Genomic DNA, 16,556 nt, shown 5'->3' with positions numbered 1-16,556 from the left:
AATCATCATGAAAACAGTAATTATAGACAACTATGACTCATTTACCTACAATTTGAGTCATTTGGTAAAAGAACTGGGAGCCGAAGTTACCGTATTACGTAACGATGCTTTCCAACTGGAAGAATTGGAAAAATTCGATAAAATCATTCTTTCACCCGGTCCCGGTATTCCATCAGAAGCAGGCCTGCTGCTCGAAGTAATTAAAAGATATGCCGGCAAGAAACCGATTCTGGGTGTATGCTTGGGAGAACAGGCCATAGGAGAAGCTTTTGGCGGCAAACTGACCAATCTGAGCGAAGTATTTCATGGCGTACAGACCCCCATCTCAATTAAAAAGAACCAATCAAAAGACAAAGGAAAGAAAACCGATTACATTTTCAACGGACTGCCGGATGAAGTGCCGGTAGGACGTTATCACTCATGGGTAGTAGATACGGACGGTTTCCCTGAGTGCCTTGAAATAACCGCAGTAAGCCAGGAAGGTCTCGTCATGGCATTGAAACATAAAGAATACGATATCCACGGCATCCAGTTTCATCCCGAATCCGTACTAACCCCCGATGGTAAAGCCATGATAGCCAACTTTCTAAACGCATAACCCCAACCGTACATAATAAATATGAAAGCTATATTATCCCGCCTCTTCAATCACGAGGAACTGACCCGAAAAGAAGCAAAGAATTTGCTGCTCAACATAACCCGGGGAATGTATAACGACGCACAGATAGCCGCCCTGCTGACCGTTTTCCAAATGCGCGGCATCAAAGTAGAAGAATTGATAGGTTTCCGTGAAGCATTGCTCACCACCCGCATACCTATAGACTTTTCCGCTTACACCCCTATTGACATTGTGGGCACAGGCGGTGATGGAAAAAATACCTTCAATATCTCTACTTGCGCCTGCTTCATTGTAGCAGGAGCCGGATATCATGTTGCCAAACACGGCAACTATGGCGCGACTTCCGTCAGCGGAGCCAGCAATGTCATCGAACAACACGGTGTAAAATTCACGAACAATCCGGATAAGCTGACCCGTTCTATGGAAGAATGTGGAATGGTCTATATGCATGCCCAGTTGTTCAATCCTGCCATGAAAAGTGTAGGCCCTGTCCGCAAAGCACTGCAAGTACGTACCATATTCAACCTGCTAGGTCCGCTGGTTAATCCATGTCTTCCGGCTTACCAACTTCTAGGAGTCGCCGATCTGCCGCAAATGCGCCTTTATACCAATGTGTTCCAAAAACTGGGCATTGGCTTTGCCGTAGTAAACAACCTGGACGGTTACGACGAAATCTCACTGACCGATGAATTCAAAGTGATGACCAATCGCTACGAAACCATCTACAAGCCATCCGAACTAGGCTTCTCTCTCGCCAGACAAGAAGAGCTTTATGGTGGGAACACTCCCGAAGAAGCGTCGAAAATCTTCAATAACGTACTGGAGAACAAAGCCACCAAAGCCCAGACAGACTGTGTACTGATTAACGCTTCTTTTGCCATACAAGCCATGGAACCGGCCAAACCGATAGAAGAATGCGTGGCCATCGCCCGTGAATCATTGGAAAGCGGAAAAGCATTGAATACATTGAAAAAATTTGTGGAACTGAACAGTTGACTACACACCCGGTATTCCACTACCAAACGCCTCATACAATGACAGATATATTAACAGAAATCATCGCCTGCAAGCAGATCGAGATCGAACTGCAAAAGGCTGCCATCAGCAAAGAAATGCTGATAAACAATTGTAACGAACCCATGCCACGTATCAGTATGCGTGCCAGTCTTGCCTCTTCTCCTTACGGCATCATCTCCGAGTTCAAGCGTCGCTCTCCCTCCAAAGGATGGATAAAAGAAGACGCACAGGCAGATACCATTCCTCCCGCTTACGAAGCGGCCGGAGCCTCCGCACTTTCCATCCTCACCGATGAAAAATACTTCGGCGGCAGCCTGAAAGATATCCGTTCGGCACGCCCCCACGTGCAACTTCCCATTCTAAGGAAAGATTTCATTATAGATGAATACCAACTTTATCAGGCACGCATCGTAGGAGCGGACGCTATCCTTCTTATAGCCGCCGCTTTGAAGAAAGAGCAATGCAAAGCCCTAGCCCTCAAAGCCCATGAACTGGAACTGGAAGTCCTGCTGGAAATCCACAACGAGCAAGAACTGGAATATATAGACGAGAACATTGACATGGTGGGAGTCAACAACCGTAATCTGGGAAGCTTCCACACAGAGGTGGAAAACTCTTTCCGTCTGGCGGAAAAACTACCCGAAGAAATGCTCCGGATCTCTGAAAGCGGCATCTCCAGCCCCGAAACAGTCAAACAACTCCGGGCTGCCGGCTTCCGAGGCTTCCTGATAGGGGAAAACTTCATGAAAACACCCGCACCGGGAGAAGCCTTAAAAAAATTTATAACCCAACTAGAGAAATGTTAGGATGAAGCAACAATGATTATCAAGGTATGCGGTATGCGCGAGCCCGAAAACATACGCGCCATAGAGCAAGCCGGAGCAGACTGGATGGGCTTCATCTTCTTCCCCCAATCTGCCCGCTACGTATCACATCGTCCGGAATACCTACCGGAACAATGCCACCGGATCGGGGTCTTCGTCAACGAAAGCAGCGAAAACATCCTGCTGAAAGCACAGGAATTCGGTCTGCACCATATCCAGTTGCATGGCAGGGAGACACCGGAACAATGCCGCAAATTAAAAGCCGCCGGACTGGGAGTCATTAAAGTTTTTTCCATAGCACAGAAAAGTGACCTGCAATCCGCCGGTTGTTATGAGGGCATTTGCGATTACTTTCTTTTCGACACTGCCTGCTCCGGATATGGCGGTTCCGGCAAAACCTTCAACTGGAATATCCTGCAAGCCTATCAGGGAAAGACGCCTTTCCTGCTGAGTGGCGGTCTCCGGCCCGGCAGTCTTTCCCTTTTGTTGCAATTCAAGCATGAACAATGGGCAGGTATCGACCTGAACAGCGGATTCGAGACCGCTCCGGCTCTGAAAGACGCCGCCGCCGTCCACACATTTATAAACCAATTAAAACAAAAAATACAATGAACAGAATCAACCAGTTATTCAGTACCAAGCAAAAAGACATCCTCTCTATTTATTTTTGCGCAGGCTTTCCTACCTTAGAAGGTACGGCAAGCACCATCAAAGTCCTGGAAAAAAAAGGGATTAACATGATTGAAATCGGCATTCCTTTCAGTGACCCGATGGCTGACGGTCCCGTTATCCAGCACGCCGCCACCCGCGCCTTGAAAAACGGCATGACACTGAAGCTCCTTTTCGACCAACTGAAAGATATCCGTAAAGAAGTACAGATTCCGCTGGTGCTGATGGGATATCTCAATCCCATCATGCAATATGGATTCAAGGATTTCTGCCGCACTTGCCGGGAGACGGGAATCGACGGAGTGATTATCCCCGACTTGCCTTTCAAAGATTATATGGAGGAATATCGTTCCATAGCCGAGGAACAGAATGTGAGAATCATCATGCTCATCACTCCGGAAACCAGTGAAGAACGTATCCGCCTGATTGATGAACACACCGACGGTTTTATCTATATGGTATCTTCCGCCGCTATCACCGGTGCTCAAAAAGATTTCAACGCACAGAAACAAGCCTATTTCCAACGCATCGCCGACATGAATTTACGCAATCCCCGCATGATAGGTTTCGGAATTTCCAATAAGCAAACCTTCGAAACCGCATCCGCTCATGCCGCAGGAGCCATCATCGGCAGTAAATTCGTGACCTTGCTGGATGAAGAAGACGGAGATACGGAAAAAGCAGCGGACAAGCTGCTGGAAGCCTTGAAAAACTAACCTTTCACAACTCGTAACATCCTCTTCTTCAAAAATCCACCTGAAAGATCATGGCGATACAAGTGAAAAATATAATACCTTACAGGTATAAGATTATATATCTTGCAGCAGTAAGATCTATAATCTTATACCTGATCTTTCTACTTCTTCCATCCACAGCATCCGGCAGAAGCAGTTATCACCTATAAAGAAAAACATTTTGTTATTTCCCTCTCTTATTTTTGTCATAGTTACACATAATTACTATCTTTGTGCCAAAATTAAACAAGAAAAGCGCATGACACAGAGTGAATATCCTTCCGTTTTGCTAATATACACAGGCGGTACGATCGGCATGATTGAAAATCCTGAGACAGGTGCACTAGAAGCCTTCAATTTCGACCAGTTGCAAGACAATGTCCCCGAATTGAAGCGGTTCAACTATCGCATCTCCTCTTACCAGTTCAATCCCCCCATTGACTCTTCGGATATGGAACCTGCCTTGTGGGCCAAGTTAGTCAAGATCATCAAATACAATTATGACAATTTTGACGGGTTCGTCATTCTGCACGGTACAGACACCATGGCATACACCGCTTCAGCACTCAGCTTCATGCTGGAAAACCTGAGCAAGCCGGTTATCCTGACGGGTAGCCAGTTACCCATCGGCATGTTGCGCACCGATGGAAAGGAAAATCTGATCACTTCCATAGAAATAGCCGCTGCCAAACATCCGGACGGCACTGCTATTGTACCCGAAGTATGCATCTTCTTCGAAAACCATCTGTTGCGCGGAAACCGTACCACAAAAATCAATGCGGAGAATTTCAATGCGTTCCGTTCATACAATTTCCCTTCGCTGGCAACAGCAGGCATCCACATAAAATATGAATATGACCGTATTCACAAAGCCGATCCCAATCTGCCATTAAAACCACACTATCTTTATGATACCAATGTAATTATACTGACCCTTTTTCCGGGCATCCAGGAAAACATGATCAGCAATATCCTGCATACACCGGGATTACGCGCAGTGGTATTAAAGACCTACGGTTCGGGCAACGCTCCGCAAAAGCCGTGGTTCATCGAACTTCTAAGGGATGCCACCTCACGGGGAATCATCATTGTCAACATCTCCCAATGCTCTACTGGAACAGTGGAAATGGGAAGGTATGAAACCGGGCTCCATCTGCTGGACGCAGGGGTCATCAGCGGCTATGACAGTACGGTGGAATCCGTTCTAACCAAACTGATGTTCCTTTTGGGACACGGAAAAAGTGAAAGAGAAATACGTTACCAAATGAGTATTCCGGTAGCCGGAGAGTTTACGAAATCATAATTTATTGCGTTCCAATTATCATCCGGCGGGATGATTGCAGAATCATTAAAATGGTGTAATCTGCGATGAGAACTTAACGATTTTATAGCATGTAATCTTTTTGTAATATTTGTTTCATCAAATAGTAATAAAAATGCTCCATTTTTGCAGTGCTGATCAAAAAAGATTAGTTTTGTAGTATTAAAAAGATGGATATATGAATGATTACCGCATTTTAGTAGTTGACGATGAAGAAGATCTATGCGAGATTCTTAAATTCAATTTAGAAAACGAAGGGTATTTTGTGGACACGGCAAACTCCGCCGAAGAAGCCCTGAAGATGGAACTGACCCAATACAACTTGCTGTTGCTGGATGTGATGATGGGAGAAATATCAGGATTCAAAATGGCGAACATGCTGAAAAAGAATAAAGCTACTGCTTCTATTCCCATTATATTCATTACTGCTAAAGATACTGAAAACGATACCGTAACAGGGTTCAACTTGGGAGCCGACGACTATATCTCGAAGCCATTTTCACTGCGCGAAGTTATAGCACGCGTTAAGGCTGTCCTTCGACGCACCAGCCCTACACAGGGAAAAGAAGCGCAAGAACAATTACAGTACAAAGGGCTTTTAGTCGACATAACCAAGAAGAAAGTCAGCATAGACGGTATAGAAATTTCCCTGACAAAAAAAGAATTCGAAATCCTGTTGCTGTTGTTACAAAACAAAGGCCGCGTATTCTCACGCGAAGATATTCTGGCTAAAGTATGGCAGGAGGAAGTCTATGTGCTGGACCGTACCATTGACGTCAACATTACCCGCCTGCGTAAAAAAATAGGCGAATATGGAAAATGCATCGTCACCCGCCTGGGATACGGATACTGTTTTGAATGCGAATAACCTAACCTGTACCTTTCCATGACTATTAAATTATCCAGCCACGTCCTGTCATTCAACAAGAAACTATTCTTGTCGGTAATTTCCTTATTCATAGCATTCGCCATCTGTTTCATGGCATTCCAATATCGCAGGGAGAAGGAATACAAAATAGAATTGCTGAACACACAACTCCAGAATTACAACGACCGCCTGAATGATTTTCTCCGTGGCAGGGATACACTGAATATTCAACAATTGAACGACTATGTTTGCGAACACACCTTTGAAGATCTACGCGTGACACTGATCAACAAGAATGGTACTGTAATTTATGACAATCTGGAAAAAGATCCCAGCCACTTCGAGAACCACCATAACCGTCAGGAAATAAAAGAAGCCATCATTTATGGCAGCGGCTACTCCATTAACAGACAATCGGAAAGCCTGGGCGGTGAATTTTTCTATTCGGCAAAGTATTATCCTAACCTGGACTATATCATTCGTTCGGCTCTTCCCTATAATGTCAGTCTGATGAGACACCTGAAAGCAGACTCTCATTATGTATGGTTCACACTGATAATCAGCCTGATATTAATAATTGTGTTCTACCGATTCACACATAAATTGGGAATGTCTATCACCAAATTGCAACAATTTGCCATGAAAGCCGACCGCAATGAACCGATAGACACTGATATGCAGGATACCTTTCCCAAAAACGAACTGGGCGAAATATCCCAACATATCATCCAGATTTACAAACGTCTGCATCAGGCAAAAGAAGATTTATATATCGAACGCGAGAAACTGATCACCCATCTCCAGATCTCGCACGAAGGCTTAGGCGTATTCAACCACCGCAAAGAAGAGATTCTGGTAAATAATCTGTTCACACAATACGCCAACCTTATCTCGGACAAAAATCTGAGTTCTACGGAAGAGATCTTCTCCATCCCCGAATTGCAGCCCATCACCCGTTTCATTACAAAAAACAAGGAACGCAGTATCGGCAAAGAAGAGAAACGAATGTCATTGAATATAGACAAAAACGGACGTATCTTTGCCGTGGAATGCATTATCTTTCAAGATGACAGCTTTGAAATCTCCATCAATGACATCACTCAGGAAAAGGAACAGGCACTTCTGAAAAAACAGCTGACACAGAATATCGCCCACGAATTGAAAACTCCTGTAAGCAGCATACAGGGATATCTGGAAACCATAGTAAACAACCCTACTCTGCCCCGTGAGAAAATCAATGCTTTCCTGGAGAGAAGCTATGCACAAAGTAACCGGCTGGCACATCTGTTACGGGATATCTCCGTACTTACCCGCATGGAAGAAGCTCCGAACATGATAGAAACAGAACCGGTAAACCTCACCACCATGATGCGGAATATCCTGAACGAAGTAACTTTGGAACTGGAAGAAAAGCAGATCACAGCCCACAATATGCTGCCTGAAGGACTGACCGTACAAGGCAATTCTTCCCTGCTATACTCCATCTTCCGGAATCTGACAGACAACGCCATTGCATACGCAGGAACTCATATTTCCATAACCATCCGCTGTTTCCGTGAAGACGAACGTTTTTATTATTTCAGTTTCTCGGACACAGGCGTAGGAGTAGGACCCGAACATCTAAGCCGTTTGTTCGAGCGTTTCTATCGGGTGGACAAAGGACGTTCACGCAAATTGGGCGGTACCGGACTGGGACTAGCTATTGTAAAAAACGCAGTCATTCTGCATGGCGGAACAATCTTCGCTAAAAATACCCCCGGTGGAGGTCTGGAATTCATATTTACATTGAGTAAAGAATAAGAGGATACAAGAGCCTGTTTCTAAATTTTCTTCAAAATTTAAACAGGCTCCAAAAAATAAAGAAAGATAATTGTTTTCTTAAATATAAACTGTATCTTTGCGGTGCATCGGTTCATTTATCTCCCCTCCGAGGTGAATGATTAAAAGGGAATCAAGGTGAGAATCCTGAACAGTCCCGCTGCTGTATGTTTCACTAAACGCATAAGCAAAATGCCAATAACCACTGGGATAATTTCCGGGAAGGTGCTTATAGCGGAAACGAGTCAGAAGACCTGCCTGTGCATTTATCAAATCTGAAGCTTTCGAGGAAAGAGCTTGGAACACTGAACGTAAGGGATGCCTTTAAGCACATCCGCTATTTTCTCCGTTTCACTGTCCGGAAAAGAATATCAGGTAAAAAGAAAATTTATTTTAAAGTAAACTCTGCCAAGTTTATTTGGAGTGCTCAGCCGAAGTGATTCGCCTGAGCATTATTTTATAATCCAAGTCAATACAAAATCGGGATGAGTGACATAACGGACCCGATAACGTTCCTGCCGGCCTGTACGATATTCGCATGCCTCGAACTCCCCCTCTTCCGACAAGCTGAAAGGAAAAATACGAAGATGACGAATGAAATCCACCTCCTCTACTCCCATCAGTTTGAACAGTGCCTCCTTGGCCGACCAATGGAGCAATAAAGCATAAACTTCATCTCCTTCCATCATTGCGGGTTCTTCATCGGAACGAATAAAACGGGAAGCTACTTTCCGCACTCTGGTTCCATACTGCTCTATATCCATTCCCACCTCACAGGAAGAATGAAGCGCCACCGCCACATAACCGCGAGTATGCGAGATGCTGATATACCGGCTTCCATCCTTTAGATAAGGCCTTCCCGAAGAGTAATAAGCTATCTCCTTTTCTTCTCCACACAAAGCCTTCAGCAGCACACGTACCGACAACCATTCATGCTTCCGTTTTTCGGAAAGAACAGCCAATTTCTCCCTATACCAGTCTTTATGCTCCAATGATGCCAGCAGTTGTTCCGTTGTTTCATCAGACTTCCATATTCCAAGCAGAAACTCCCCTTCGATATAAGTACGGTATAAAGGCATAATAAAATCTATTTCTTTTCTTCTTCCACGGAGCTGGAAGAGTCAACGATAACTTTTACTTTCAAAATGCGGCGCGTATTCATTTCAAGTACCTCAAAATGATAATTCCCATAATCTAACCGCTCGTGCAATACAGGAAACTCCCCTTTTATTTCCAGCAACAAACCGGCCAAAGTGTCCGCATCTCCTTCCACTTTCTCGAAAAGAGCAGGATCAGCTTTCATAATCTTATAAAAATCGGACAGCAAGGTTTTTGCCTCGAATATATAGGTACGGTCATTCAGTTTCACATACGTACGCTCTTCATCATCGTATTCATCATTAATCTCTCCTACAATCTCCTCGATGATATCCTCCATTGTAACAATGCCCGAAGTACCTCCAAACTCATCGACAACGATGGCAATATGGATCTTGTTCGCCTGAAAATCACGCAAAAGGTCATCAATCATCTTCGTTTCAGGTACAAAGTAAGCAGGACGGACCAATGTCTGCCAACGAAAGTTGTCGCCCTTGCCCAAATGAGGAAGCAAATCCTTTATATAAAGAATCCCCTTTATATTATCCCGCGATTCGGCATATACCGGAATACGGGAATAGGCATTTTCCACAATACATTTCAACACATCGGAATAAGGAGTATTGATTTCCAAGTCCACCATATCCAGCCGGGAAGTCATCACTTCCTTAGCCGTTTCCTCACCAAAACGGATAATACCTTCCAGAATATTGCTTTCCTCTGAAATCTCACTCTTGTCCGTCAGTTCCAAAGCCTGTGAAAGTTCGTCGACAGAAATATTATAATTCCTTTTTGCCACACATCTGTTCACCAAAAAGGAAGAACGGACCAGCAATGCCGACAAAGGTGAAAAGAATTTCTTTAAAAAAGAAATGGCAGGAGCTGCCTTACGGCAAAACTTCAACGTGTTCTGTGCCGAATAAATTTTAGGCATGATTTCACCGAAAAGCAACAGCAGAAAAGTAAGGACAACCGTTATTAGCAGGAATTCCAGAATCACGGAATTTCCAAAGTGTATGGTGCTGGCAAAAAAGTAATTGCACAGCATGATAATGGTTACATTGACAAAATTATTAGAGATAAGAATAGTCGCTAACAAGCGTTCGGAATCATTCAGCAGGGCGCTGATACGTCTGTCCGAAGTATGTTTTCCTTCCTCTATCTCACTTAAATCAACAGGTGAAAGGGAAAAGAAAGCTATTTCCGAAGCAGACACAAAGCCTGAGGCATACAACAATAAAACAGCTAACAAGATAGCTATGATAGCTCCCATGGTAGGAGCCGTTACGGTTACACCGTCAAATAAATCCGCCAAGCGGCATAAATACGAGTCAGGGTCCAAGGAATCTGGTTTTAGTTAAACATCAAGTTCTCTTAATTAAAAAGGTAAATCGTCTGTCAGGCTATTATCCGAAACTTGCTGTTGCTGCGGAGCCGTTTGTGCAGACACCTGCTGCCGGGATACCGCTTGTGCCTGCGGTACATATCCTGTACCCGGTTGCTGCGAGGTATTACGCGGGGTCAGCATCTCCATATTATCAGCAAAAATCTCGACAATGGTGCGTTTTATGCCATTCTGGTCATCGTATGAACGGCTGCGGATTTTCCCTTCTATGTAGAGTTTGTCGCCCTTACGGACATATTTTTCCGCAGTTTGGGCCAGTCCTCTCCATAACACGATATTATGCCATTCCGTACGTTCGGGAACCTGTGTTCCATTCTGCAACGTATAGGCACGATCGGTAGTGGCCAACGAGAAAGTGGCAACGGCAATGCCGGTATCCAAATATCTCACATCAGGGTCCTTTCCTACATTTCCAATCAAAATGACTTTATTTACTGACATTCTATTATTCCTTTTTAATTATTAGGCTCCAAAATTAGCGAAAAAAACTGATTCACCAAACGCGATACGGCAAATTTATGCAAATCTTCCACGCTTATTCTCTGATACTTCGCAAAAGAAGCCGAATTCTCAGGGAGAATCACTTCATAAAAATTTGCGTAAATCACCCGGTGGGATAACACGTGCTTCACCCCTTTCCGCACCAGCCGCACTATGGGCTCCTCTCCCCCGGCCAGCATCCCTCGAAACTGTGGCGATGCATACAGTTCCTCTTCCGTCCACTCACGATCCGTTTCTATCAAAGGCGGTTCATACAAATTTTTCCATATATCATTTCCGCTGCGCTTATGTATAAAGGTATACGCGCCCATGCGTACATATATATAATTAAAATAACGATTAGTCACCTTGTTTTTATGTTGCTTCACAGGCAAAGAGCCGGCAATCCCCTTCAGACGCGCCACACAAGAATCGTTTAGCGGACAAAACAGGCAGTCGGGCGCTACCGGAGTACACTGCAAAGCTCCAAAATCCATGATAGCCTGGTTGTAGAGACCAGGGCGCTCACGGTCCAGCAACTCATCGGCAACCCGGACAAACAGTTTCTTTCCTTCCGCCGAATCAATGGGGGTATCAATGCCCAACCAACGGGACAGCACCCGATACACATTACCGTCCACCACTGCGTATGGCATACCGTAAGCAAATGAACAAATAGCCGCTGCTGTATATTCTCCCACTCCTTTCAAAGCACGCACCCCAGTGTATGTTACAGGAAATCCTCCTGCCTCTGCCATCCTTCTGGCCGCAGCATGCAAATTTCTCGCACGGGAATAATACCCCAGCCCCTGCCAATATTTCATCACCTCATCCTCATCGGCTGCCGCCAGTGCGAACACATCAGGAAAACGGGCCACAAAACGTTGATAGTAATCATATCCCTGAACCACACGAGTTTGTTGTAGAATAATCTCCGAGATCCATATCAAATAAGGATTTTTTGTCCTTCTCCACGGCAAATCACGCCCGTTTTCCCTATACCAATCTATCAATTTTCTGCTAAAATTCTCCATATCAGTATTATATAAAAGTGCATTCTATGCAATATTTCCGCAAAAGTAAACCAAGAAAATGGAAGAAGATGCTTTTTTTAGGAAATTTATTCTGAATATATTTCTTAAAGAGGGAGAAAAGCTATATATTTGCAGTCCAAAAAATTAAGATATAAGTATAACAATAATTATTTAGCGAAATGACTAAAGCAGATATCGTAAACGAAATTACGAAAAATACCGGTATTGACAAGGTGACAGTGTTAACCACACTTGAGGCTTTCATGGATACAGTAAAGGATTCATTATCTAAAGAAGAAAATGTGTACCTGCGTGGTTTTGGAAGTTTTGTAGTGAAGAAAAGAGCTCAGAAGACTGCTCGCAACATTTCAAAGAACACTACAATCATTATTCCGGAGCACAATATTCCGGCATTTAAACCAGCTAAGACATTTACATTATCAGTAAAGAAATAATAAACAAGAGTATTAACCCATAAAATTTGAAGCTATGCCAAGCGGAAAGAAGAAAAAAAGACACAAAATGTCTACTCACAAGCGTAAAAAAAGACTAAGAAAGAACAGACATAAAAGCAAAAAATAATTTGTAGTCTGTCTGTGACGACAAATAAAGAACAAACCTTGCAAAGCAACAAAAGTCTTTCAGGTTTGTTCTTTGTTTAATGAGAAAAGTGAACAATTTAAAAATACAAAAGTGACAAGCGAACTAGTAGTAGACGTACAACCCAAAGAGATTTCCATCGCACTCCTTGAAGATAAAGCGTTGGTGGAATTTCAGAAAGAAGGGAGAAGTGCTTCCTTCAATGTGGGAAATATGTATTTGGGACGGGTAAAGAAACTAATGCCCGGCCTTAATGCCTGTTTCGTGGATGTCGGCTTTGAAAAAGATGCTTTTCTTCATTATCTAGACCTAGGTCCTCAATTTCATTCTTATCAGAAGTATCTGAAGCAAGTTTTAAGCGACCGTAAAAAACTTTTTCCCATCACAAAAGCTACTATGCTGCCTGATATTGAAAAGGAAGGGACGGTTTCAACCACCCTCCAACAAGGTCAGGAAGTTATTGTGCAGATTGTAAAGGAACCTATCTCGACCAAGGGCCCCAGACTAACCTGCGAATTGTCATTCGCCGGACGTTATTTGGTATTAATCCCTTTCAACGATAAGGTTTCGGTATCACAAAAAATTAAATCGAGCGAAGAACGCGCCCGTCTGAAACAGTTATTGCAAAGCATCAAACCGAAAAACTTCGGAGTGATTGTACGCACCGTAGCGGAAGGCAAAAGGGTGGCCGAGCTTGATGCAGAGCTTAAAGTCTTGCTGAAACATTGGGAAGAAACAATCACTAAAGTACAGAAGGCTCCCAAACTGCCGGCATTGGTATACGAAGAGACCAGCCGCACAGTGGCCATGTTGCGCGATCTTTTCAATCCGTCTTATGAGAACATCTATGTGAACGATGAAACAGTGTTCCATGAGATTAAGGATTATGTATCACTTATCGCCCCTGAACGAGCCGAAATCGTAAAACTGTACAAGGGTCAGCTTCCCATATTCGACAATTTCGGTATTACCAAACAAATCAAATCCTCTTTCGGGAAAACCATTTCGTATAAAAGTGGAGCTTACCTGATTATTGAACACACAGAAGCACTTCATGTAGTGGATGTCAATAGTGGAAACCGCTCCAAATCTGCCAACGGGCAGGAGGCTAACGCACTGGATGTAAACCTGGGTGCCGCCGACGAACTGGCACGCCAGTTAAGATTGCGTGATATGGGTGGTATTATCGTGGTTGACTTCATTGATATGAATCTAGCAGAGAACCGGCAGAAACTGTACGAACGTATGTGCCAAAACATGCAGAAAGACAGAGCAAAACATAACATTCTGCCCCTCAGTAAATTTGGATTGATGCAAATTACCCGCCAACGCGTGCGTCCTGCCATGGATGTCAACACGAATGAAACCTGTCCCACCTGCTTCGGGAAAGGTAGCATAAAGCCATCCATCCTTTTTACGGATACTTTGGAGAGTAAGATTGACTACCTGGTCAACAAATTGAAGATAAAGAGATTTACGCTGTACATCCATCCGTACATCGCAGCATATGTGAATCAGGGTCTGGTTTCCCTGAAGCGCAAATGGCAAATGAAATACGGATTCGGAATAAAGATTATCCCAGACCAAAGTCTGGCCTTCCTGCAATATCGGTTCACCGATGTTCACGGTGAGGAGATAGACATGAAAGAGGAAATCGAAATCAAGTAAAAGAAAAGGGAGTGATAAAAAATGTCACTCCCTTTCTTTATTTCACGACTCTAATATGCAAGGCTTGATTTCGAAGTTTCACAAGCTCAAACACCAGTCACATTCTGCCGATTATAACTCACCCAACCATCACAAAGCTGGCAAAACAAAAGCACATCCGTTGCCCCTATTCTATTTGCCTTGCTTATAGTCTTTCACTATTCCCTCCGCAATCCAATTTGCCAATGCCTGACGGTTATTCTTCAGAACCAGCCGTTGTTGGTCACGCTTGTTCCGGATATTTCCCAATTCCAAAAACACCGCTACGGGAGTCGTATTACGCAATACATACAAATTACGTTCACTCACCGTTCCGCGAAAGCCACGGTTTGGCTGATGCTTGTCATATTTCCTATCAAAGGTACGGTGCAAGTTATTGGCCAACCGCCTACCCTTCGTACTTTTAGGAGCGTTATAAAAAAACACATCTGTCTGCTGTCCCTTACTGCGACTGTCCACATGAATAAATACAGCTCGTTTGTAACTGCTCTTATCTTTCCGATACAGTTTATTCACCCAGTCACAACGTTGCTTCAAACGAGCCACCTGATTCAAGGGAATAGGATCTCCCATGCAAGTTTCACGTTTACTGTTTGCCAGGACATGACCGTCACGAATACCATCTTTCTTATCTTGAATGATAATATGCACCTTCGCACCGCGTGACAACAACTCACGTGCCAACCGCAGAATAATATCGTATGCATACTCATCCTCATGCAACTGACGCCCCTGATAGATACCGATGGCCCCAGGATCGGGACCTCCGTGACCACTCACCAAATAAAAACAAGCTCCGCTTAGTTCATTGGATGTAATCTGATAGGTAGCATATTCCTTTCCAAATAATGCCTCTTTGCCGGTACGAGGCTTTTTCTTCGCCAGAAGCGGTGATAGAACAAAAAATAAAAACGTGACAAATAGTACCGATCCTCTCATTATCTGTTATTTTTCTCCCAACATTTCATCTATCTTCTTGCACAAAGAAGAGAATTCTTCTTCATTGTACAAACGGGTCAGCATTACAATCTTGCCCGTTTTGTCAATCAATACATTACGGGTGATGCCCGCTTTACGGTCTGCATATCTGGCAAAAATATCAGCTCCCGGATCAAGAGCCAACGGATAGGTCACGCCGGTACGTTTGGCAAAAGCCACTACGGTTTCCAAAGGTTCGTCCCGATCCACTCCAAAGAGAGCAAACGCTTTATTATCCTTATGTTTCAACCAGATATCTTTTTCAATAAAAGGCATCTCTTTTCGGCAAACTCCACACCAACTGGCAGTGAACTGAAGCATCACCACCTTGCCACGCAAATCAGAGAGTTTCACTTTCTGTCCGTCTGTCAGTTCCATTTCAAAATCGGGAGCCATATCCCCTACCTTTACTATATAACCGGCATTATCAGGAGTAACCTGTTGTGCCTTCACCGGCTGGTTCAGCAAACATGCGCAAACCAGCAACATCAGACTCATAAACTTCTTCATCGTTCTTCTCTTATTTTTATATATTCGCTACAAAGATAGGCTATTCCATCATTTTTTCGTAATTTTGGCACCCAAAATAACTACCAACTTATCAAGAAGATGAATATTTTTTGGGATACAATCACTCATTACAATGCGGGTACCTGGATTTATCAAGTTATTATCACCCTTATCGGCATTATTTTAACCTGTTCTCTATTCAAAAGCCCCACAAAAAAAATAAAAGTAGCGATGAAGTTATATCTCATATTCTTGAATGTATGGATAGCTTCCGTGTATTACATGATTTATTGTGAACCAAGAAGTTACAACAATGCTTTGGCAGGATTTTGGGGAATCATGGCCATCTTCTGGATTTATGACCTGAAAGTAAACTACACCCCTTTTGACCGGACTCACAAACATACCGCACTAGCCGTCCTGCTTTGTATGTTGCCATTGGCCTATCCACTCTTCTCCATTATAAGGGGGATGAGCTTTCCCATGATGACCTCACCTGTAATGCCTTGTTCGGTAGCGGTTTTCACCATCGGACTGCTGCTGGCATTTTCCAAACGAGTCAATATCTTTCTCGTCATGTTTCTCTGCCACTGGGCACTGATCGGTTTCACCAAAACTTACTTTTTCCATATTCCTGAAGATTTTCTGCTGGCAAGTTCGGCTGTACCGGGCCTTTATCTGTTCTTTAAAGAATACACAGCTTCCCATCTGCATACTTCCACCCTTTTCCGTGCCCGTATGATTAATCTCGCCCTGATTATTGCCTGCGGTGCAATCGGAGTGCTGTTCATGATATCTATGGTGTGCGAACTGGCTCAAGAACAGGCTTTATCGAAATAAAAACACGTCTTAATGAGGTACTTTGCAAAATCTT

The 16,556-nt window shown here is 43.7% G+C and carries 17 protein-coding genes and 1 riboswitch; of the genes, 11 read left to right on the top strand and 6 right to left on the bottom strand.

From position 1 onward, the window contains the following. Positions 1-7: 7 nt before the first annotated feature. The 8 genes from RE317_RS07070 (at position 8) to RE317_RS07035 (ending at position 7,852) form a co-directional block, all read left to right on the top strand. Complete coding sequence (locus RE317_RS07070; protein ID WP_005839785.1) at positions 8-598, top strand: aminodeoxychorismate/anthranilate synthase component II; 591 nt, start codon at positions 8-10, stop codon at positions 596-598. Positions 599-619: 21 nt separating this feature from the next. After that, complete coding sequence (gene trpD / locus RE317_RS07065) at positions 620-1,615, top strand: anthranilate phosphoribosyltransferase (protein ID WP_005839783.1); 996 nt, start codon at positions 620-622, stop codon at positions 1,613-1,615. Positions 1,616-1,653: 38 nt separating this feature from the next. Next, positions 1,654-2,442, top strand: a complete 789-nt coding sequence (gene trpC, locus RE317_RS07060; protein ID WP_008671459.1) for an indole-3-glycerol phosphate synthase TrpC — start codon at positions 1,654-1,656, stop codon at positions 2,440-2,442. Positions 2,443-2,454: 12 nt separating this feature from the next. Then, positions 2,455-3,072, top strand: a complete 618-nt coding sequence (locus RE317_RS07055; protein ID WP_008671460.1) for a phosphoribosylanthranilate isomerase — start codon at positions 2,455-2,457, stop codon at positions 3,070-3,072. Beyond that, entirely contained in the window at positions 3,069-3,845 is a 777-nt protein-coding gene (gene trpA, locus RE317_RS07050; protein ID WP_005839775.1) for a tryptophan synthase subunit alpha, read from the top strand. Before RE317_RS07055 ends, trpA begins: the two co-directional genes overlap by 4 nt. A 277-nt stretch (positions 3,846-4,122) precedes the next feature. Further along, positions 4,123-5,166, top strand: a complete 1,044-nt coding sequence (locus RE317_RS07045; protein ID WP_005851340.1) for an asparaginase — start codon at positions 4,123-4,125, stop codon at positions 5,164-5,166. A 196-nt stretch (positions 5,167-5,362) separates the two neighbouring features. Continuing rightward, positions 5,363-6,052 carry a response regulator transcription factor gene (locus RE317_RS07040; protein ID WP_005839770.1) on the top strand — a complete coding sequence of 230 codons (690 nt, stop codon included), beginning with the start codon at positions 5,363-5,365 and terminating at the stop codon, positions 6,050-6,052. An 18-nt stretch (positions 6,053-6,070) separates the two neighbouring features. After that, positions 6,071-7,852, top strand: a complete 1,782-nt coding sequence (locus RE317_RS07035) for a cell wall metabolism sensor histidine kinase WalK (RefSeq protein ID WP_005839767.1) — start codon at positions 6,071-6,073, stop codon at positions 7,850-7,852. 91 nt (positions 7,853-7,943) lie between these two features. Beyond that, a riboswitch (cobalamin riboswitch) is annotated at positions 7,944-8,147 on the top strand. A gap of 175 nt (positions 8,148-8,322) precedes the next feature. On the opposite strand, the gene RE317_RS07030 is transcribed toward RE317_RS07035, so the two are convergent. From RE317_RS07030 to mutY, 4 genes are read right to left on the bottom strand one after another with little or no spacing between them, the layout of a single operon-like run. Next, positions 8,323-8,949, bottom strand: coding sequence for a 4'-phosphopantetheinyl transferase superfamily protein (locus RE317_RS07030; RefSeq protein ID WP_005839759.1), 627 nt, complete (start codon positions 8,947-8,949; stop codon positions 8,323-8,325). A gap of 8 nt (positions 8,950-8,957) precedes the next feature. Beyond that, on the bottom strand, positions 8,958-10,310 hold the full coding sequence (gene gldE / locus RE317_RS07025; RefSeq protein WP_005839756.1) for a gliding motility-associated protein GldE: 1,353 nt from the start codon (positions 10,308-10,310) through the stop codon (positions 8,958-8,960). A gap of 36 nt (positions 10,311-10,346) precedes the next feature. Continuing rightward, a complete protein-coding gene (locus RE317_RS07020; RefSeq protein ID WP_008671461.1) occupies positions 10,347-10,814 on the bottom strand; it encodes a single-stranded DNA-binding protein in 468 nt (155 codons plus the stop codon). Positions 10,815-10,828: 14 nt separating this feature from the next. After that, positions 10,829-11,887 carry an A/G-specific adenine glycosylase gene (gene mutY, locus RE317_RS07015; RefSeq protein ID WP_005851332.1) on the bottom strand — a complete coding sequence of 353 codons (1,059 nt, stop codon included), beginning with the start codon at positions 11,885-11,887 and terminating at the stop codon, positions 10,829-10,831. A gap of 179 nt (positions 11,888-12,066) precedes the next feature. On the opposite strand from mutY, the gene RE317_RS07010 reads away from it, so the two are divergent. Further along, the gene (locus tag RE317_RS07010; RefSeq protein ID WP_005839749.1) at positions 12,067-12,342 is read left to right on the top strand and encodes an HU family DNA-binding protein; all 276 of its coding nucleotides are present in this window, start codon (positions 12,067-12,069) and stop codon (positions 12,340-12,342) included. Between the two features lie 238 nt (positions 12,343-12,580). Next, positions 12,581-14,155 carry an Rne/Rng family ribonuclease gene (locus tag RE317_RS07005; RefSeq protein ID WP_007840057.1) on the top strand — a complete coding sequence of 525 codons (1,575 nt, stop codon included), beginning with the start codon at positions 12,581-12,583 and terminating at the stop codon, positions 14,153-14,155. Positions 14,156-14,326: 171 nt separating this feature from the next. Here RE317_RS07005 and RE317_RS07000 read toward each other — a convergent pair whose 3' ends face one another. Further along, positions 14,327-15,133 carry an N-acetylmuramoyl-L-alanine amidase gene (locus tag RE317_RS07000; RefSeq protein WP_005839744.1) on the bottom strand — a complete coding sequence of 269 codons (807 nt, stop codon included), beginning with the start codon at positions 15,131-15,133 and terminating at the stop codon, positions 14,327-14,329. Between the two features lie 6 nt (positions 15,134-15,139). Then, a complete protein-coding gene (locus tag RE317_RS06995; protein WP_005839742.1) occupies positions 15,140-15,682 on the bottom strand; it encodes a TlpA disulfide reductase family protein in 543 nt (180 codons plus the stop codon). Between the two features lie 99 nt (positions 15,683-15,781). Between RE317_RS06995 and RE317_RS06990 the strand changes: the two genes are divergently transcribed. Next, positions 15,782-16,522, top strand: coding sequence for a DUF6064 family protein (locus RE317_RS06990; RefSeq protein WP_008671462.1), 741 nt, complete (start codon positions 15,782-15,784; stop codon positions 16,520-16,522). Positions 16,523-16,556 lie beyond the last annotated feature (34 nt).

The organism is Phocaeicola sp. GP0067, assembly GCF_031119655.1.
In the GTDB taxonomy this organism is placed as follows: Bacteria; Bacteroidota; Bacteroidia; order Bacteroidales; family Bacteroidaceae; genus Phocaeicola; species Phocaeicola vulgatus.
The sequence above is the reverse complement of the archived record's forward strand: the minus strand, read 5'-3'. Positions and strand labels throughout refer to the sequence as shown.